This is a genomic window from Streptomyces sp. SID13666 (assembly GCF_010548325.1).
Classification (GTDB): Bacteria; Actinomycetota; Actinomycetes; order Streptomycetales; family Streptomycetaceae; genus Actinacidiphila; species Actinacidiphila fildesensis.
Genome location: NZ_JAAGLX010000061.1, coordinates 1 through 19,755 on the forward strand (window position 1 = coordinate 1; position 19,755 = coordinate 19,755).

General features: G+C 68.9%; 13 protein-coding genes and 1 pseudogene. 7 read left to right on the top strand and 7 right to left on the bottom strand.

Translation table 11 applies throughout. From position 1 onward, the window contains the following. Positions 1-557 precede the first annotated feature (557 nt). Positions 558-1,382 carry a helix-turn-helix transcriptional regulator gene (locus G3I60_RS39590; RefSeq protein ID WP_239070838.1) on the top strand — a complete coding sequence of 275 codons (825 nt, stop codon included), beginning with the start codon at positions 558-560 and terminating at the stop codon, positions 1,380-1,382. A gap of 694 nt (positions 1,383-2,076) precedes the next feature. Beyond that, entirely contained in the window at positions 2,077-2,526 is a 450-nt protein-coding gene (locus tag G3I60_RS39595) for a DUF6228 family protein (RefSeq protein WP_239070849.1), read from the top strand. Positions 2,527-2,960: 434 nt separating this feature from the next. Here G3I60_RS39595 and G3I60_RS39600 read toward each other — a convergent pair whose 3' ends face one another. The 4 genes from G3I60_RS39600 to G3I60_RS39615 all read right to left on the bottom strand — a co-directional run bounded on the left by G3I60_RS39600 (position 2,961) and on the right by G3I60_RS39615 (position 7,544). Beyond that, the gene (locus G3I60_RS39600; RefSeq protein WP_164608367.1) at positions 2,961-4,580 is read right to left on the bottom strand and encodes an IS1182 family transposase; all 1,620 of its coding nucleotides are present in this window, start codon (positions 4,578-4,580) and stop codon (positions 2,961-2,963) included. Positions 4,581-5,107: 527 nt separating this feature from the next. After that, positions 5,108-6,463: an APC family permease gene (locus G3I60_RS39605; RefSeq protein WP_164608368.1), complete on the bottom strand. Its 1,356-nt coding sequence runs from the start codon at positions 6,461-6,463 to the stop codon at positions 5,108-5,110. A gap of 41 nt (positions 6,464-6,504) precedes the next feature. Further along, positions 6,505-6,954, bottom strand: coding sequence for a universal stress protein (locus G3I60_RS39610; RefSeq protein WP_164608369.1), 450 nt, complete (start codon positions 6,952-6,954; stop codon positions 6,505-6,507). Positions 6,955-7,352: 398 nt separating this feature from the next. Continuing rightward, positions 7,353-7,544: a hypothetical protein gene (locus G3I60_RS39615; RefSeq protein ID WP_164608370.1), complete on the bottom strand. Its 192-nt coding sequence runs from the start codon at positions 7,542-7,544 to the stop codon at positions 7,353-7,355. A 451-nt stretch (positions 7,545-7,995) separates the two neighbouring features. Here G3I60_RS39615 and G3I60_RS39620 point away from each other — a divergent pair, with 451 nt between their 5' ends. The 5 genes from G3I60_RS39620 to G3I60_RS39640 all read left to right on the top strand — a co-directional run bounded on the left by G3I60_RS39620 (position 7,996) and on the right by G3I60_RS39640 (position 14,491). Further along, positions 7,996-8,994, top strand: a complete 999-nt coding sequence (locus G3I60_RS39620; protein ID WP_164608371.1) for a recombinase family protein — start codon at positions 7,996-7,998, stop codon at positions 8,992-8,994. Further along, complete coding sequence (locus G3I60_RS39625; RefSeq protein ID WP_164608372.1) at positions 8,987-9,319, top strand: hypothetical protein; 333 nt, start codon at positions 8,987-8,989, stop codon at positions 9,317-9,319. Before G3I60_RS39620 ends, G3I60_RS39625 begins: the two co-directional genes overlap by 8 nt. Before the next feature lie 579 nt (positions 9,320-9,898). Then, a complete protein-coding gene (locus tag G3I60_RS39630) occupies positions 9,899-12,292 on the top strand; it encodes a glycoside hydrolase family 65 protein (protein WP_164608373.1) in 2,394 nt (797 codons plus the stop codon). A gap of 60 nt (positions 12,293-12,352) precedes the next feature. Continuing rightward, positions 12,353-13,561, top strand: coding sequence for a permease (locus G3I60_RS39635; RefSeq protein WP_164608374.1), 1,209 nt, complete (start codon positions 12,353-12,355; stop codon positions 13,559-13,561). 186 nt (positions 13,562-13,747) lie between these two features. After that, the gene (locus G3I60_RS39640; protein WP_164608375.1) at positions 13,748-14,491 is read left to right on the top strand and encodes a histidine phosphatase family protein; all 744 of its coding nucleotides are present in this window, start codon (positions 13,748-13,750) and stop codon (positions 14,489-14,491) included. A gap of 216 nt (positions 14,492-14,707) precedes the next feature. Here the strand turns inward: G3I60_RS39640 and G3I60_RS39645 are convergent. The 3 genes and pseudogenes from G3I60_RS39645 to G3I60_RS39655 form a co-directional block, all read right to left on the bottom strand. Next, positions 14,708-16,422 (bottom strand): annotated as a pseudogene (locus tag G3I60_RS39645) (GAF domain-containing sensor histidine kinase). Positions 16,423-16,735: 313 nt separating this feature from the next. After that, positions 16,736-16,936, bottom strand: coding sequence for a hypothetical protein (locus G3I60_RS39650; protein WP_164608376.1), 201 nt, complete (start codon positions 16,934-16,936; stop codon positions 16,736-16,738). A gap of 228 nt (positions 16,937-17,164) precedes the next feature. Further along, positions 17,165-19,735, bottom strand: coding sequence for a plasma-membrane proton-efflux P-type ATPase (locus tag G3I60_RS39655; RefSeq protein ID WP_164608377.1), 2,571 nt, complete (start codon positions 19,733-19,735; stop codon positions 17,165-17,167). Positions 19,736-19,755 lie beyond the last annotated feature (20 nt).

A 19,755-nucleotide genomic window follows, 5' to 3' on the forward strand; every position in this document is an offset into this window, starting at 1 on the left:
CGCCAGGACGGCCACACCAACATCGCCGCCGCCCTACGACACACCGCCCGCGACTACCGCCGCCCCGTCCAGACCCTCGGCCTCACCTGACAAAACCGGACCGATCACGATCTTGCGAAGGACCCTGCCCGTTGTGTGGACGGATAGATCTTGGGCTTGGTTTAGATCTCTCGTCAATGCACCCGAAAGATCACGGCGAAGTGACGAAGGCTTGTGCGCGCGCAAGTCGGAAAGGCTCCGCTGTGCCCAACTCTCCAACGTATTAACGGACTTCGCGAACCGGGCGCAATGCGGCTACGCAGGTCTCTCGGCGTTCCGAAAGGACAAGTCGGTGCAAAAATTGGTGACCGGCAATCTTCTGCCGGTCGCCTGGCGCCCACGCTCGGAAACCGGAAATTTTCTGCCGGTCGCGCCGTCCGTCCATCGATCTGTAATGTGATGCAGCGAACAGCAACTATCCGGCATTGACGGAGAGGCCACATGATTTGGTCCGGATATAATCTCGCCGGATCAGCAAAAATGCAGACGAAGGTTCGATGAAAGGCGTGTACAGAGGCATGAAGGATTCCGGCGATGAAGGAACAACTGCCGGGCTCGGCGCCCTGCTGCGCGCCTTCCGGGCCGCCGCCACCGCCGCGCTCGGCCGCCCGGTCCTCCAGCGAGACGTCGCCGCCGCCCTGGGCAGGAGCGAGCGCTGGTACCGGGACCTGGAGGGCGGAGCGATCACCCGGACCCTCACCCGCCGAGAAGTCGACACCATCGGCACGTTGTTCGGCCTCGACCGCGTCCAGCGGCGTGCGCTGTTCCTCGTCAGCAACGGAGGGGGCCACTCCGACCCGGAGGCCCTGGAGCCACCGCGTGTCAGCGACGAACGGCGCCTCCTGCTGGACCAGCAGCTCTTCCCCGCCTACGTCGTCGATGCTGCGTGGAACGTACTCGGTGTCAACGCGCCGATGGCCGCGCTGTTCCCGTGGTCAACCGTGCCCGGCGCCAACCTCATGCGGTGGCTGCTCCTCAGCGCTGAGTCGCGGGACCAGCACCTGAACTGGGAGGCCGACGCGGAGGTGTGTGTCCGCATGCTCCGCGACTCGGCCGTTGACCGTCCCCTCGACCCAGACCTCCAACAGCTCATCATCGACACCCGTGAAAACCCCGACGTACGCGACCTGTGGAACCGTGGCGCATCCGAATTCGCCGACCATTATGACGGCCACGTACTCCAGATGGCGCTCCCGTTTTTCGACGGTCAGGTGACTGAATTGGTCACCCACGTGCTGTATCCCGCCGGCCTTCCGGGTTGCCGCATGACGATCTTGACTCCGCGGGCAAGCCGTGAGCCGGAGTGCGAGCAGCCCGTTCGTGAGCGCAGTTGCAGATCGTGATCTTGTCCGAGGGCGGCCCGGGCCGCCCTCGTCGCCGCGATGCTGCGGCCCGCGTCGCGGGCTCCTATCCCGCTGACCCACCTGCCGGATCCTGCGACTGAACGCCCACCGCTCATCCAGTCTTCCCAGGCAGCGGGATCGTTCGTCCGGCCGTCTGACTGAATGCTGAAGTCTCCCATGAGCGTGAGAAGGTCGTCACCGGCGCGCTTCGCGAGCTGCCACGCGAATCGTGACATGGCCACAAAGGCTTCGCGTCCGTTCAGCTCGTAGGCCACGACGCTCTCCGTCCTCATGCTGGGCCTCGCCCGCCAGGGTCGCGAGCGGCGGCTTGCACGCGGCCTGGGAAGGCGCGGCCATGGAAGATCACTCGTGGTTCGTAAAGAGGGCGCAGACGCTGGACGAGAGCAGGTTGTCGGCCGCCCCGCGGGCACGCGTCGTGGGTCGATTCCCGTAGGTCGGAACCCGGCTGTCGGGCCTGTCCGCTGGGAGTGGGGCCTGCGTCGAACCTGCCGCGCAAGAAGTGCTGGACCATTCGCCGGGTAGGCCAAGGATGCTCCAGCCTACGGGGGCGAAGCCTTGTAGCGCGCGCCTACGATTTCAGGGTTGCTGCAGGCGCCGCCTGCCCCAGGCGCCCTTGCGTGGGCAGTATCACTCTTCGGAGAGGAGAGGAAGATTATAGAATGTACCAATGATCATGTACGACACACATAGTGGACCGGTCGTTCGCGTAGGTAACCCCGGACAAGGGGTCCACTTGCTGTTCTCCGCGCCGACTCGGCCGTACGGAAACGACCCTGCGCTGGACATGCCCATACGGGTTAAGGGTGCGTGGGTGGACGTCAGTGAGATGGTTCGGACACTCGACGGGGACGGGCTGATCGAGTTCTTCTCGTCCCTGGCCGACGAATCGAGCCCGTGGAACGAACCTCGCACCTGGCAGTCCAGTGAAGAAGGACTGAAAATCTCCGCGCAGCGTTCAGGCGGGCGCATCATCCTGACGTGGGGAATACGGGCGAAGGTCGCCGAGACCGAAAGTACCTGGTACTTCGAGACTGTCACCTCCCACCGGGGCGAGCGGGCAATGCGGGAATTTTCCGAGGCATTTCAAGATCTTCTTTCTTGGAAATCCCAGGCGGTCGCCTGAACGAGCGTCGGCGGCCCAGTCGACTGTCCAACCCGACGAGACTTCCGTCCGTGATCGCCGCCGGTGCGGTGCGCATCGGCCGACGGGTTCGGGCACATCTGCCGTGAAGCAGGCGGCTGGGCCGCTTGGCGGGGGCGGCGCCGCGGCCAGTCCGACGGCGGGTCGCGCCAGCGGCTTCTGAGCGCTCCCTGGTCCTGCGAGGCTGAGGTTCATGCCATGTCCGGTTCTCCGCCGACGGCACCGGCCGCGTGCCGCCCTGGGCCTGGTCGTCAATGCGGTGGTGCTCTGGAGAACCCGCGACCTGGACGCTGCACGATCGGACGGTAGCCAGAGCCCCGGTCCGCCCAGTGCTTTTCCCCGAACCCCAGCGGCAGCCACACGCCGCCACCATGGTAGTTCTTGAGGTGACCCCCGGAGTGACTCTGCTGGTCTATTCACGGTGGCGTGAGTGAGAGGCGGAGTGTGCTGAGGCGGGAGGTCCAGCTACCGCCGAGCGGGGTGCCGGTGAGCCAGGCGTCGATGCGGACGAGGTTGAGAGCCATCGCGGTGAGTACGTGTTGCAGGTGGGTCTTGGCGAGTCCTTTGTAGCGGGCGTGGTGGACGTCGCAGCGTCTGGATGCCTGGGCCATCGTGCCCTCGATGCCCGCACGCAGGGCGTACTGCTCGCGCCAGGCGTCGGTGGCCTGCTCGGCGCGGAGTCGTTGCTGGGCCTCGAACTGCTGGCGGGGACGGAATGTCAAGGAGCGGGCGTTGACCGTCGAGCGGGTGCAGCGGGCGCGCTGCGGGCAGGGTGTGCAGTCCGGCTGGCGGAAGGTGACCTGGACGGTCGGCAGGCCGTCGGCGCTGATCGACTCGCGCCAGTTGCGGCTGACGGCGCCGGTCGGGCAGGTGACGTGGCGCTGGTCGAAGTCGACGGTGAACCGGGCCAGGTCGAAGGCGTCCGGGGTGCGGGTCTGCCAGGAGAAGTCCGGCGGCAGCGGTCCGACCAGATCGATGCCGTGGTCTGCGTCGGCATCCAGGATGTGGTCGACGCTGACGTAGGCGGCGTCCACCAGCTCCTGGTCGGGCAGCAGATCGGCGGCGGCGAGGTCGTTGTGTCGGGCGGTGACGGTCTCTACGTCGCTCACGGTGGCCGCGGTGGTGGCGACATGCACGATCATGTGCGGCCGGTCCGGCTCGCAGACCTCGGTGAAGTGACCTTTGTAACCGCGCCAGCCCATGCCGCGCTTGATGCCGTAGCGGGCGTCGGTGTCGTACGGGCTGCCGATCGCGACCGCACCGGGCGGCAGATCGACCTTGTCCCGCCAGCGGTGGCCACCGGCGTCGCGGTAGTACTGCTGGACCCAGAGCTGGCGCAGGACCCGCAGCGTGGGAAGTTCCCGCAGCCAGGCCGGGGTGGCGGGATGATGGACTGCGTCCAGGAGCCGGTAGCCGTCGGCGCCGACCGTGGCGGCCAGGGCACGTCGTGCGGTATCGGACTGGGGCAGCCGGAAATCGTCCGCGCGTCGGGCATAGCGGTCCCACCAAGCGGCCGGAGCGTGTTCGACCAGCCAGACCGGGGTGGCGACCGCCAAGGTCTCCAGGGCGGCCCGCATCGTCTCCATCGCCAGTTCCAGGCGGTGGAGCATCCGGATCGCGCCGTGCACATGGGTGGCATCGGTGCGTTGCCGTCCGCCGCGCTCCAGCAGCCGGTGCTCGCGCAGGTGCTCGAGCATCACGGTCAACAGACGGTCGGCCTGGCCTTGGCCGATTAGTCGGGTGCGGAACTCGCTGAGGACCGAGGCGTCGAAGCCCGGGTCCTCCAGCGGCAGGCCGAGCAAGAACTTCCAGTCCACACGTCCGCGGACGGCCTCTGCGGCCTGGCGGTCCGTCAGCCCCTCCGCGAACTGCAGGAGCAGCACCATGACCAGCCGTGCCGGCGACGTGGAGGGATGTCCCCGGGCCGCGAACAGATCGCTGAACTGCTCGTCGGCGAAGACCTCGCCCAGCGCATCACGAATTCGGATGGCCAACGAGCCCTGGGGGAACGCGGCCCGGGCGACCCGCGCCGTCATCTCGGGAATCTCATTAACCGGACCTGGGCCACAACGACATCACGGACCACCCCATCGGTTCCCCGCGAATCAGCGTCCACCCCACTCTCCCAGCCATCGGAAGATCACGCGGGCCGCACCGTGAATAGACCAGCAGAGTCACCACGGGGGTCACCTCATGAGGGTCATGGACGACGTCGAGCTCACCGAGGACGAGATCAACGACCTGCTCAGCGGCGATGACCAGGGGCCCGCGTGGGACGAGGAAGACGGCTACGAGTGGGTGAGCTGATCACCGCACCGTCAGTGCCCCGTCCAGTTCGTCGGCGCTGGCTCAGCGGCTCCACGGCGCCGGAAGCGGTAACCCGGGTGACGGCGGGCAGGTGCAGTTCGATGACGGAGGGGCTTGGTTGTCCGGGAGCGCACCCATGGCCTGCAGGTGGCGTCCTGCCTGTTCCGGCCGCTTTCCGGCATGTCTTCTCCAGCGGGCATTGGTCCGTACGTTCACCGCATCGGCTGCAGGCGCACGGCGGCATTGTGTTCGGGTGTCAGTGCTGGTGTGGTGCGGTGGACCGGTTTCGTGCGAAGAGCAGTCGCAGTGCGCCCACGCCGAGGACGCAGCCGGCGATGAGCGCCAGGGTGGTGGGTTCGTGGAGGGCGAGCTTGGCGAGGAGCACGATGATGGCGATGGCGCATGCGGTTGCCCCTAGGTGTCCGAGCACCCGCTCCCGAGTGCGGTCGGTGGTGCGGGCGTGGAGGTGGTTGATGAGGCCGAAGACGCCGAGGAAGGTGGCCGAGGCGAAGGTCAGGAGTTCGTTGATGCCGGGCAGCATGGCGAAAACGGCGCCGAGCAGGGTGAGCATCCACATGGCGTTGGCCGGCACCCCGGCAGGTGTCCGGCCCAGGAAGGGCGGCAGTTCACGGGCGTCGCTGAGGTCGCGGACGAGCCGGGCGGTGGAGAACAGGGTGGCGTTGACGGCCGACGAGGTGGCCAGCACAGCGGCCCCGGTCGCCAGCCAACGTCCGAACGTGCCGAGTGCCTCCTGGCCCACGGCCGCGAAGGCCACCTCGCGCTGGGAGACGATCAGCGAGTCCGAGACCAGCATCTGCGAACTCAGCGTCACGGCCACGTAGACGGCGATGACCACAAGCACCGACAGATAGAGCGCCCTGGGCAGCGTCCGGGCGGGCTGTTCCATGGCGTCGTAGTCGTAGGAGAGCAGCTCGAAGCCCTCATAGGCGATGAAGATCGAGGCGGCCCCCACGAACACGCCCAGGTAGCCGGTGTCGGCGAGTGGGCTGAGCCGGTGCGGCGACCACGCGAACAGCCCGATACCGGCGATGACCGCGAGGATGACGAGTTTGGCCAGCACCACGGAGTCCTCGGTGAGGCGCGACGCGCCGATGCCCCGAACATTGATCGCCAGGAACGCCCCGAGGACGACGACGGACGCGGCCCGGGCGACGACGTCGCCGGTTCCGATGGCCTGGGCGATGTAGTGGCCGAAGGTGAAGGCATAGACGGCCAGGGCGAGGACGTAGCCGAAGATGAGGTACCAGCTCGTGATCGCCGCGAAGCGGGGGTGCCCGGCCTCGCACAGGTAGGCGTACGGGCCGCCTGAGCGTCCCGAGCGCCGGGCGAGCCCCGCGTAGCTGTGCGCGGTGACAAGCGCCAGCAGACCCGCGAGCACGAAGCACATGAACGCGAGGTGGCCCGCGAGTTGGATGGTCACCCCCAGCACCGAGAAGATCCCGCCGCCGATCATTCCCCCGATGGCCATGGCCGAGGCGTCACGCAGCCTCAGCCGGCCACGGCCCCGACGCTGATGGCGCTCGGTCTTGGGGTGATACGGCCCGCCGCCTTGGTGTACGGCGGCGCCGGCTTCCTGTCCGTCCTGGTTCATGCTGGCTAGCGTAGGGATCGCCACCATTTGTCACTCCGCTGTCACCCCTCGTGTCCGCGAACCACCACGACGGGGCATGGGGCATGCTGAACGCAGTGCTGGCTGACCGATCCCAGCACGGCCTCGCCGAATCCGCCGTGCCCGCGGCCGCCCACCACCAGCAGCCGGGCCCCACGGGCGGCGTCCAGCAGCACGGCCGCTGGGTGTCCCTCCAGCGTTCTGGGGCGAATCTCGACCTGCCGGTCCGGGCCGATGGCCGAGTCGATCACCCGGCCCAGGTATCCGCCCGCGAGTCCTCCGAAGTCGTACGACCCGCTTCCGGGAGCCGCCAAGGCGTACCAGGCGAGCGGACGCTCCCAGGCGATGACCGCCTCTACCGCGCCACCGGTCAGCTCGGCCTGGTGGACCGCCCACAACAACGCCGCCTTCGACGACTCGGAGCCGTCGACGCCCACCACGATCCGCGGAACCGACGATGTCTCGCTGCTCATCGAAACTCCTCCTTGTACACAGCCAGGCGAGTACCTGGCCGCTCTGGAAACCCCACTTGTTCTCACAGCCGGGCAGGAACTGCGTCTGCTCGGCGTCATGGAGCGCTACGAAGTCCGTGCACACGCGGTGCTGCAGCGCAGCCGGATCGATGCGACGGCCGGATCCAACAGGCCGACGGACACCAGCCGCCCCGGCGTGCGGCTTCGACGACCAGATGGGTGAGCGAGCGGGCGCGCCAGAGGATCGATAACCACCTGGGTCAGCTCACCGCTGACACGGCCCCGGGGGGGGGAGAGAGATCTTGGTTCCGATCGTGAAAGACGTGCTCTCGCCGATCATGGACTGCCAAACCCTGAGACGGGCACATCGGGCAAGTCGGCCCGCCTGCTGAGCGGTGTCAGGGGAGGAACTCCGGATGAGCCTGGGTCTTCAGTGCCCAGGACTCACCAGTGCAGTCGCTCGGCAGCGGCGGGAAACGGTGCCCCTTCACGTCCGTACTCCAGTGGTGCCCGCCGCCGCAGTCGCATACGTAGATCCCGCTGGCGGGCACGAACTCGCCCGGATGCCAGGTCTCCTTCTTCTTGCTCATGCACCCTGTCTACGTCGGCACCCGACAAGCCGCGACCCGAGGCCACCCGTGGGCACCGGGTGGACGTCGCAACGTCTGATCCGGGCGTTCGGGCCTGTGCTCCCGACTTGCGACGTGAGGGGTGCGAGGCGGGCGCGAAGCCTGCGGCCCAGCGGCCGGCTCACCTGGCGAGCTTCCCCTCCCGGACGAGGAACTGGGTGCCCTTCGTCGGCGGCGCGGCGGTTGGCCAGGCGCTCCGTGTCGTCGGCCAGGTCCGCGAAGGGCAGTTCGTCGGTCTCTCACCGACATCGTGGCCATGATCGTGACGCAGAACCGGATCGGTTCTCACAAATGACCATCTGTGAGAGTTCTGCGAGCCCCTCCCGGGTGATCACATTTCCGCAGGTCGCCGTTGGCAAAAGTCCTCTCGAAACCGGCATGTTGTGCGAGGCACTTCTGAGAGACTCCCTCCATGGATTTGACGCCCGATCAGGCCGCACTTGCGGTAGAACGTCACGACTGCCCGAACTGTGACGCGCCCGCCGGCAGCGCCTGCCGCACCCGGGGCGGGAAGACCGCCGCGAAGTACCACACCCCGCGCTTCGTCCTCGTCCCCGCCCTCCGCGAGGAACTGGAGATCCCCGTCCCCGCCGACCGCGCTCCCGGCCGCGCGTGGAAGCAGGGCCCCGCGCTCGCGATCGTGCCCGCGCCCCGCACCGAGCGGCCGGTCCGCATCGGGTACGCGAGGACGTCGACCGCCCGGCAGGAGCTGGCGAGTCAACTCGAAGCCCTTCACCGGGCCGAGTGCCACAAGGTCTTCAAGGAGCAGATCAGCACCAGGGTCAAGGTCCGGCCCGAGCTGGAGAAGGCGCTCGCGCTGGCCCACCAGTTCAAGGAAGCCGCACCCGAGACGCCGGTCATCTTCACGGTGCACGAGCTGAAGCGTCTGGCCAGGAACGCGGCCGAGCTGATGACGCTGTCCGCCGAGCTCCAGGCCGGCGGCATCCAGCTCGAACTCCTCACCGGGCCGCTCACCGGGATCTACGACCCCAACGGCATGGGCGCGATGTTCTTCGCCGTGCTCGCCGTCGCCGGGCAGATCGAGCGCAACTACATCCGGGAGAAGACCCTGGAGGGCCAGGTCATCGCCGCGTCCAAGGGCAACCACGGCGGGCGGCCGAAGGTCATCGACGACGACATGCTCACCTTCGCCGTCGCCCTGAAGGACAAGGGCGTCCCTGTCCCGGAGATCGCGAAGAAGCTCACCATCAAGGTCGGGAAGAACGCGGGCAAGTCCCCCTCGGTCGCCTCGCTGTACCGGGCGCTCGCCGCGGACGATGGCCTGCCGCTGCGGCCCAAGCCCGTCCGCATCCGCCGGTCCGGGGACCCGCTCACCCCCGAAGAGATCGATCTGCGCGAACGGCTCCAGGCCCAGCCCCACCCGAACGCCGCAGGCACCCGACGTGGATGACCTCGCCACCGTTCGCGCGCAGGAATACGCGAAGGTGTACGACGAACTCCTCGCCGCCGCCGCCCGGCTCGACATGCTGCGGCGCCTGGAAGGCGGGAGCATCGACGCTCACGCGACCGCCGCCATGCACGGGCTCCGGTTCGCCGCCACCATCCTCTGGCCGGCCGTCCCGAACACCCCGCCGCCCGGCTACCGCCACGACAGCGAACGGCTGCTCCAGCTCGCCGCGAACTGGCGCGAGGCAGCACTGGAACTCGGCGAGTTCGCCCCGCCGCGCCCCGCCCTCCGGCTCGTCAGCGAGACGACAGCGGGGGATGAGGACTGAGAGCGGTGACGCGCGGGCGACGGCCCAGGGACCAAGATCACCGGCTTAGCGCTAATGGCTGTTCCGATGGTCCCCAAGGCCGGGCCGGGGTAGTCGGGCAGCACCCCGCCGCAGGTGGACGGCGTCCGCAGGCCGTTGCGGACTGAACCGCTCCGGGGTGCGTCAGAGCCGCCAACCAGCACGGAGCGGGTTCGGCCGGGACGGTTGGATCCCGTGGTCGTCGGGCGCGTGCTCCTCTGTCCCCCGGGGGCGCCTGGAGGGGTACGGCTACTTCTCGCTGTGGGGGCGGCTTCGGCCTAGAGTGGGCTCAATCAGCGTCCTGGACCCCGACGCGGCCACAGTCCGGCAGAATGTCGGGCGCGAGCGTATCTGGGGCGCACCGATGAGCAAGCCGGTCCGAGCAGCAGCGAGGGTGTATCGGTGGGCCCGCTTGGCGGGCAGTGCCCGTGATCGGGCACCTGGGCAGGGGCGGCAGTCGCACGCAGCTGAGGTTCCGGGTGCGGGACCCCCCGCGGGGCATGTTGTGTTCTGTCGAGCCACGCCGCCGGCCTGTGCGGTCCGAGCGCTTGGTCCGGGCAGGTGATCGCCCATCCCGCTTTCGCTGTCGATCCGTGGTGTCTGCGCGAGTGTGATCTGGATCTGGAGGTGCTCGCGCAGAGCGAGTCGCTGTTCGCGTTGTCCAACGGCCATGTGGGCTGGCGGGGCAACCTGGACGAGGGCGAGCCGCACGGCCTGCCGGGGACCTATCTCAACGGCGTCTTCGAGTTCCGCCCGCTGCCGTACGCGGAGGCCGGGTTCAGCTACCCGGAGTCCGGCCAGACGATCATCAATGTGACCAACGGCAAGGTGATGCGGCTGCTGGTCGACGGCGAGCCGCTGGACCTGCGCTACGGAACCCTGCACAGCCACGAGCGCGTGCTGGACTTCCGCGCCGGGGTGCTGGAGCGGAGCGTCCTGTGGACCACGCCCTCGGGCTGCACCGTGCGGATCCACTCGACCCGGCTGGTCTCGCTCACCCAGCGCGCGATCGCCTCGATCGCCTACGAGGTCGAGGCGGTCGACCGGCAGGTACAGGTCGTGCTGCAGTCCGAGCTGGTCGCCAACGAGCAACTGCCGCCGCAGGGAGGCGACCCCAGGGTAGCGGCGGTGCTTGACTCGGTGCTGGTGGCGGAGGACGACTTCGCACGCGGCAGCAGGCTGCGGCTGGTGCACCGCACGGAGCGCAGCGGGTCGCGGGTCGCGGTGGCAGCCGATCACCTCATCGACGGCCCGGCGGGTACATCGGCGGCGGCGGAGAGCGGTCCGGACGTGAGCCGCCTGACGGTGACCTCGCAGCTTGCGCCGGGTGAGTGTCTGCGGGTGGTGAAGACCGTGGCGCACGGGTGGTCCGGTGCCCGGTCGCTGCCCGCGGTGCGGGACCAGGTCGACGCGGCGCTGGCGGGCGCCGCGGAGATCGGGTGGGCGGGGTTGCTGGCGGGGCAGCGCGCGTACCTGGACGATTTCTGGGCTCATGCGGACGTGGAGGTGGAGGGCGATGCCGAGATTCAGCAGGCGGTGCGGTTCGCGCTGTTCCACGTCCTGCAGGCGGCGGCCTGCGCCGAGGAGCGGGCGATACCGGCCAAGGGTCTGACCGGGTCCGGGTACGACGGGCACTGCTTCTGGGACACCGAGGCGTACGTGGTTCCCATGCTGGTCCATACGGCGCCGGCGGCGGTGGGCCAGGCGCTGCGCTGGCGCCACGCCACCCTTCCGGCGGCGCTGGCCCGGGCGGCCAAGCTCGGGCTGGCGGGGGCCGCGTTTCCCTGGCGGACGATCAACGGGGATGAGTGCTCGGCGTACTGGCCGGCCGGGACGGCGGCCTTCCATGTCAACGCCGACATCGCCGACGCGGTGGTGCGCTACACCTCGGCTACCGGCGACGTGGCCTTCGAACGTGAGGTCGGCCTGGAACTGCTGGTGCACACCGCCCGGTTGTGGCGCTCCCTGGGCTACCACGACGATGCGGGGGTGTTCCACCTGGACGGGGTGACCGGTCCGGACGAGTACAGCGCGGTCGCCGACGACAACATCTACACCAACGTGATGGCCCAGCAGAACCTGGTGGCCGCCGCCGACGCGGTCTCGCGCCACCGCCAGGCGGCACTCTCGCTCGGGGTGGACGATGAGGAGACTGCTGCCTGGCGCGACGCCGCGGCCCGGATCGCGATGCCCTTCAACGCGGTGCTGGGCGTGCACGAGCAGTCGGTCGGTTTCACCACCCACCAGGTGTGGGACTTCGCCGCGACCGCAGCGCAGTCCTACCCGCTGATGCTGCACTTCCCCTACTTCGACCTGTACCGCAAGCAGGTCAGCAAGCAGGCCGACCTCGTCTTCGCCATGCAGCAGCGCGGCGACCTGTTCACCGCGCAGCAGAAGGCCGCCAACTTCGCCTACTACGAGGCGGTCACGGTGCGGGACTCCTCCCTGTCCGCCAGCAGCCAGGCTGTCCTGGCCGCCGAGGTCGGCCACCTGCGCCTGGCCTACGACTACCTCGGCGAGGCGGCGCTGATGGACCTGGCGGACCTGGAGCACAACACCCGCGACGGCATCCACCTCGCCTCACTTGCCGGGACCTGGATCGCCCTGGTGACCGGCTTCGGCGGGATGCGGCACCAGAACAACGCACTCGCCTTCGCCCCGCGCCTGCCCGAGCAGTTGACCCGCCTGGCCTTCGCCGTGCAGTTCCAGCAACGCTGCATCCGGGTGGACATCACCCACCAGGACGCCACCTACACCCTCCTGGAAGGCTCCGACCTGGAGATCAGCCACCACGGCGAACCGCTGACGGTGACCGGCCACTCGCCCTGCCGCGCGGCCGTACCAGCCGCGCCACAGCTGCCTGAACCACGTCAGGCCGCCGGTCGCGTTCCACCGCGGCGGACCTGGGCAGCCGATCAGCAGCACGAAGCCGAGGACCCTTCGCGAGCACACTGAGGCGCGCGGCCGAGCCGCTTCCCGAATCCGCGCACAACCCATCCGCCACCAGGGGAGAACATGCACGCGATCCTGCACGCGCTCTCGCTCACCGGCTCGATGGCCTGGGAGATCACCTGGGCGCTGATCCTGGGCTTCGCCCTGTCCGCGGTGGTACAGGCGGTGGTGCGAAGGTCCACGATCATCCGGCTGCTGGGCGATGACCGGCCAAGGACGCTGGCCCTGGCCTCGCTGCTCGGCGCGGCGTCCTCCTCGTGCTCCTACGCGGCCGTCGCTCTGGCCCGTTCACTGTTCCGCAAGGGCGCGAACTTCACCGCCGCGATGGCCTTCGAGATCGCCTCCACCAACCTGGTCATCGAACTCGGCGTGATCCTGACCCTGCTGATGGGCTGGCAGTTCACCGCCGCCGAGTTCGTCGGCGGCCCGATCATGATCGTGGTCCTGGCCGTGCTCTTCCGGGTACTGCTGCGCGACAAGCTCCTACGCGAAGCACGTGAACAGGCCGAACGCGGAGCGGCGGGCTCGATGGAGGGCCATGCGGCGATGGACATGTCCGTCCAGCGCGAGGGCACCTTCACCCGGCGCCTGTTCTCAACGCAGGGATACACCTCGGTGGCGCACGTGTTCGTGATGGAGTGGGCCGCGATCCTGCGCGACCTGGTCATCGGCCTGCTCATCGCCGGGGCCGTCGCCGCCTGGGTCCCCGACTCCTTCTGGCACACCTTCTTCTTCACCGGCCATCCCCTGGCGTCCAAGATCTGGGGACCGCTGGTGGGACCTCTGGTCGCCATGCTCTCGTTCGTGTGCTCGATCGGCAACGTGCCCCTGGCCGTAGTGCTGTGGAAGGGCGGCATCAGCTTCGGCGGCGTCGTCGCCTTCATCTTCGCCGACCTGCTGATCCTGCCGATCCTGGCCATCTACAAGAAGTACTACGGGTGGCGGATGACCTTCTTCCTCGCCACGACCTTCTACACCGCGATGGTCATCGCCGGATACATCGTGGAGTTCACGTTCGGCGGCCTGGGACTGGTCCCCGACCAGGCCCGGGCAACGCTCCCGACCCAGGGCGTGAGCTGGAACTACACCACCTGGCTCAACATCGTCTTCCTGCTCCTGGCCGCCGCCCTGGTGCTCCGCTTCATCCGTACCGGCGGACGGGCCATGCTCGCGATGATGGGCGGCGCCCCCCAGAAGGAGCATGCCGACATGGACATGGACACCGGTGGCCGGGATTCACCGGCCACCGGCCGCGGTGAAAGCCACCACTGAGAGGAGGACCACCGGTCCTCACCCCTGTCTGCGCTCCACGAGCGTAGACTGACAAGAGAGTTGATCTTCCTGTCCGGGTTCCCCGCGGGCAGGCGCTCGCGTCGCCCCAGACTCCCGGCGGCATCCACGTACCGACCGCTGGATGAATCCCGAGGAGCTGATGACGTCCATGGCATCCAGTCACCGATGGCAGCCCCCAATCCCCGGAGCCATCAATCGAATTGGCATGCCCGCTGCCCGGCAAGGGACCCGGGGCGGGCGTGCTGCGGGGACGGGTGGGGAATCGACGTGGAACTGATCATCGTTCGGCACGGCGAGACCGCATGGACGCTGTCGGGCCGGCACACCGGTGCCACCGACCTTCCGCTCACCGAACACGGTCGTCTTGAGGCGGCTGCGCTGCGGCCCCTGCTCGGCCACGTCCTTGCCGGCCGCGAGCCCGTGGTCTACGCAAGCCCGCGGGAGCGCGCGGCCCAGACCTTGGCACTGGCGATGCCCGGTGTCCGGGGAAACGTGGAGCCGCTCGTCGCCGAGTACGACTACGGAACGTACGAGGGCCTGACACATGAGCAGATCTCCACGCTGCGCCCGGGGTGGAACATCTGGCGCGACGGATGCCCCGCTGGTGAGAGCACCGGGGGCGTCGGCGCGCGTGCCGACGCGTTCCTGATCGGGCACGCCGAGCACACGCCAGGTCCGGTGGTGGTGGTCTCCCACGGGCACTTCTCTCGAATCCTGGCAGCACGGGCGCTGGGCCTCGCGGCAGACCACGGCCGCCTGCTGGGCGCCGGCACCGCTTCGGTCTCGGTGGTCAAGGACTTCCACGGCGAGCGCTGCATCGCACTGTGGAACGCCTCCGCCGACCTCCTCGGGGCCCCGGTAGCCCTTGGCCGAAGCCAGGCTGTCCCTGACGCCGCACCCGGGCATTGAGGCCCGACAGACATCACACCGCCCGTGAGCGTGCGCCCCTCCATCACGTGGACCGGGTCCTTGATGAGCGTCCGAGCGGGCACGCATCCGGATCCTTCGTGATCATCCTGGGGCAGTGCCGCCCGTCCATGGGCGGTGGGCAGGCGGCGATAGGTTCGATGCCACGGCACGACCGCAGTGCCGCTGGAGTCAGGCCGCCCGGGACCTAGGCTCACTTCAGTCTTGGTCCCGCTTGATCGGGACCCGCCACACCAGCCGGGTTCCGCGCGGGATCCCCGGGGCGACGGCAAGTGCCCCCCCGCACCGCCGGGCCCGCGCGTCGAGATCGGCCAGCCCGCTTCGGGCCGCGCTCTCCGCGATGCCGACCCCGTCATCGACCACGGTGAGGGTGAGGTCCGTGCGCGTCGCCGCGACGGTGACCTCGACCGCCCGGGCCTTGCGTGGCGGGCCGCGTTGCTCAGCGCCTCGCCCAGCACCGCCAGCAGGCTTTCGACGAAGTCGCCGGGGACCTCGGTGTCTAGCAGGCCCTCCATCCGCAGCCCAGGTGTGCAGCCCAGGGCTGCGACCGCCCGCTCGACCGTTTCGACGATGCGGGCACGCAGGCCATGGCCGCCGGGTCCGGCATCGCGGGCGCGCAGGCCGAAGATCGTCGAACGGATGATCTTCACCGTGGCGTCCAGGTCGTCCACCGCGCGGTGGACCCGCTCCAATGCCTGCGGGTGGTCGATGAAGCGCTCGGCGCTCTGCAACGTCATACCGGTCGCGAAGAGCCGCTGGATCGCCAGGTCGTGCAGGTCGCGGGCAATTCGGTCGCGGTCCTGCAACAGGGTCATCTGCTCGGCGTCGCGACGGCGCTCGGCCAGTTCCAGCGCCAGCGCGGCCTGTCCGGCGAACCCCAGCAAGGGGCAACCGTCCTCCGCGGTGAACTCGGTGCCACCCTCGGTGCGAGCGAGCGCCAGAACCCCGCGCACCCCGCCCTCGACCGTCCCCATCCGCACCGCGACAGCAGGCCCGAGACCCTGCCAGCGTTCCCGTGGGGCAGTGATCCTCGCATCCTTGTTGACTGCGGCGCTGATGATCGGCCGCCCGGAGCGCAGAGCGGCCCCGACCAAGGAACCCTCCGCCGGCAGCACCAGTCCCTGGTGGGCTTCGGCCCCCTCGCCGACGGCCACCTCCACGATCAGTTCGCCCGCGCCCAAGGGCAACGCGATCACTGCCAAGTCAGCTTCGGCGATGGACCTGGCCCGTTCGGCCAGCAACTGCAGCACCTCGGCCCGCCCGGCTCCGGTGAGCAGGTTGCTGGTGATCTCGGCGCTGGCGGTCAGCCAGCGCTCGCGTTGCCGGGCCTGGCTGAACAGCCAGGCGTTGTCGATGGCCACCCCGGCCGCCACCGCCAGCGTCGCCAGGACAGCCTCGTCCTCGGCGTCGAACTGGCCGCCACCGTTCTTCTCCGTCAGGTAGATGTTGCCGAACACCTCACCACGCACCCGGATCGGCACACCGAGGAAGGTGTCCATCGGCGGATGGTTGGACGGGAAGCCGAGCGAGGCCGGGTGGGTGGACAGCTCGGTCAGCCGCAGTGGCACCGGGTTGCTGATCAGCTCCCCGAGCAGGCCGTGCCCCTGCGGAGGCGTTCCAATCGCCGCCTCCTGCGCTTCATCGAGGCCGACGGTGATGAACTGGGACAGCCGCTGGCCCTCACCGATCACTCCCAACGCGCCGTACCGGGCATCCACCAGCGCCACCGCGGCCTCCACGATGTGCTGCAGCACCTGGTCGAGTTCCAGTTCCCTGCCGACATCCAGGACCGCTTCCAGCAGGCTGTGCACCCGATTTCTCGCGTCCCGGGCCATGTCCAGCCGCGCCTGGAGTTCTCCAAACAGCCTGTCCCGTTGAAGCGCGTCCTGCTCGCCCGCTGCCTCTTCGATCATCTGGGACTACCTGGGAACCACTGCCCGACCGTCAACGCTGACACGAAGATCGACTCCATGGGTCGAGCGCACCCCGGGTTCCTGCTGCTACGGGAGGCAGCAGAGTCGCCAGGGCTGCACTGGGTGTCCACCTCAGCCCTGCCGCCATCCACCCGGTCCACAAGGCCGACGGGAACCGGCGGCTCCCCGGGTGCGACGACCATGCGGATGAGCGTGCGCGCGAGGGGGTCGATGACCACGCGGGTCAGCTCACTGCAGGCACCGTCGCTGGTGGGGTCCTCGGTGCCGATCGTGAAGGACGTGCTCTGGCCGGTCATGGGCTCGCTTCTCTTCTGTGCCGTGCGCCGTCACCGATACGGCGTAGGTTCCACAGGCCGCCGAGGCGTTCGTGGTTGGGGAGTTCCTCCTCCTGGTTCAGACGTGCGAACAGGTCGAAGAAGGCGTTCAGGGCGTCGTCGCCGCGCAGCCGCTGTTCGATGGAGCGAAGCGCGCGGTACGTCAGCCTCGGTCTCATGTCGTCCTCCCTCTGCCGGGACCGGAGCCCGTCGCCGGTGTCGCGGCTCCGGGAACCGGGGATCGCCTAGACGGGCACAGGATGCTGGCTGCACCATGCGCACCGGCGGCGGCCCTGCGTGCCCGGTCTGTTGTTGCCGTGGTCCTTGATCTCAATGCCGTAGGGGCAGTTGTCGTTGTCGTGGTAGACGTCCGGATCGGCATCAGTGTGGAACGCGGTGCCCGTCGCTTATCCGGCAGCCCGTGGTGAGGTGCCCGGTCCCTGGCTGGGCGCCGGTTCGGCTGCTTGCGGACGCGCAGCAGTGGGCTCGGTGGTCGAACTGTCGGTGGTGGTCCGGTCCAGGATCCGGTAGGCGAGGAGTTTGATCCGGTCGGTGACCAGGAACCAGACCAGGGCGTAGCCCCAGACCAGCAGGGCGTACGTCCAGCCGAGCGGGGTCATCAGGACGCCGAAGACGGCGATCAGGGTGGCCAGGATCTGGGTGCCGAGCACGGCCAGCCACAGGATGCGGGCGGGGCGGATGGACCAGAAGGGTCCGCGGGTGCGGGTGAGGAAGATCGTCAGGTGTCCGGCGACGGACAGCATCAGGTACATCAGGGTCTGCAGTTGCGGGTGGCCCAGGTGGAAGACGCTGTTGCCGAGGTAGAACAGGCCGAAGGCGGCGATCGGGCCCACCACGCCCAGGACTGTGGCGATGCCCAGTACCAGGCGCATGTTCCAGGCTTCGGGGCGGTTGCGGTAGCGGACGTTGTCGTAGGCGATGGACAGGATGGCGCCGTCGTTGAGCAGCGCCAGTATGACGATCATGACGGCGGTCAGCGGGTAGAAGTTGAAGACCAGGATGGCCAGGGTGACGAACAGCAGCACGCGCAGGGTTTCGGCGATGCGGTAGATCGCGTAGCTGTTCATCCGCTGGAAGATCTTGCGGCTTTCCTTGATCGCGTCGATGATCACGGACAGGCCGGGGGTGGTCAGGACGATGTCGGCCGCCGCGCGGGCGGCGTCGGTGGCGCCGTCCACCGCGATGCCGCAGTCGGCCTTCTTCAGCGCGGGGGCGTCGTTGACGCCGTCGCCGGTCATGCCGACGATGTGGCCGCGTTTCTGCAGGACGTCGACGATGTGGAACTTGTGCTCGGGGAAGACCTGGGCGAAGCCGTCGGCCTCCTCGATGGACTTCGCGGTCGCCGCGCTCTCCTCCTGTTTGACGTCGCCCAGGCCGGCGGCGTCCAGGATGCCGGTGCCCATGCCGAGTTTCTTGGCGGTCTCCTGGGCGATGGCGAGTTGGTCGCCGGTGACCATCTTGACGCTCACGCCCATGTCGCGGGCGGTGGCGATGGTGGTGGCGGCGTCCTGGCGCGGCGGGTCGGACAGGGGCAGCACACCGAGGAACTGCCAGGGCCCGTCCTGGCCTTCGGCGCGGGCCACGCCCAGGGCGCGGAAGCCCCGGGCGGCGAAGGCGTTGACCGCACCGTCCACGGCGGTTTTGACGTCCGCGGCGTTGGCCGACAGCGCCAGGATGACCTGGGGTGCGCCCTTGGTCGTCCTGAACACGGTGCCTTGCGTGGGCTGGGCGGTGGCTTCGGTGCGCTTGTGGACCGGGTCGAAGGGCTGGAAGTGGGTGACCCGGTAGCCGGCCAGGGCGTCCTTGTCACCGAGGCCGCCCAGGACGGCCAAGTCGATGGGGTCCTGGTTCTCGGCGCGCGAGGCCAGGGCCGCCGCGAGGATGACCTGGTCGGCCGGTGTGTCGCTGGCGCTGAAGACCTCGCCCAGGGTGAGGGTGTTCTGGGTCAGGGTGCCGGTCTTGTCCGCGCACAGCACGTCCACGCCGGCCAGTTCCTCGATCGCCACCAGCCGGCTGACGATCGCCTGCTTGCGGGCCAGCAGCCGAGCGCCGACGGCCATGGTCACCGACAGCACCGTCGGCATCGCCACCGGGATCGCGGCGACCGTCAGCACCAGGGCGAACTGCACCGTGGTGAACAGCGGGTCGCCGCGAACCAGCGCCACCACGATGATCACCGTGACCAGGACCGCGGCCAGGACGATCAGGTAGTTCCCGATCCTCAGGACGGCGCGCTGGAAGTGGCTGACCGTGTGGGCGTCCTGGACCAGTTGCGCGGTCTTGCCGAAGTAGGTGTCCACACCGGTCGCGTAGACCAGGGCGTCGCTCTCGCCGCGGCGGACGATGGAGCCGGAGAACACCGCCTCGCCGGGCTGCCGGGTGGCCGGCAGCGACTCCCCGGTCAGCGCGGACTGGTCCACCTCGACCTCGTCACCGGTCAGCAGCCGGGCGTCGGCCGGCACGATGTCGCCCAGCCGCACCCGGATGACGTCCCCCGGGACCAGGTCCCGTGCGGCGACGGTGGTCCACGCTCCCTCGCGCCTGACCCGGGCCTTGATCGCGAGTCTGGCCTTCAACGCGTCGATCGCGTTGCCTGCCTGGTGCTCCTCCCAGAAGCCGACCACGGCGTTGGCCACCAGCAGGACCAGGATGATGAAGAAGTCCGGCCAGTGGCCCACCACGGCCGACAGGATCACCGCGGCCTCGATCATCCACGGGATCGGGCCCCAGAAATAGGCCAGGAACTTCAGCAGCGGGTTGGCCTTGACCTCGGCTATCTCGTTGGGCCCGTACCGGGTCAGCCGCTCGGCGGCCTCGGCCTGGCCCAGCCCGGAGGGGGAGCTGTTCAGCTTCTGCTCGACCTCCGGCAGGGGGAGGGATTTGAGGTCCTCGCCCGAGGAGGGCTCGGGGGCCCTGCCGGCCCCTGTGGCCGGTGCCGCGCTAGCATCCGCTGTCATGAGTGGGTTCCGCCGATCTT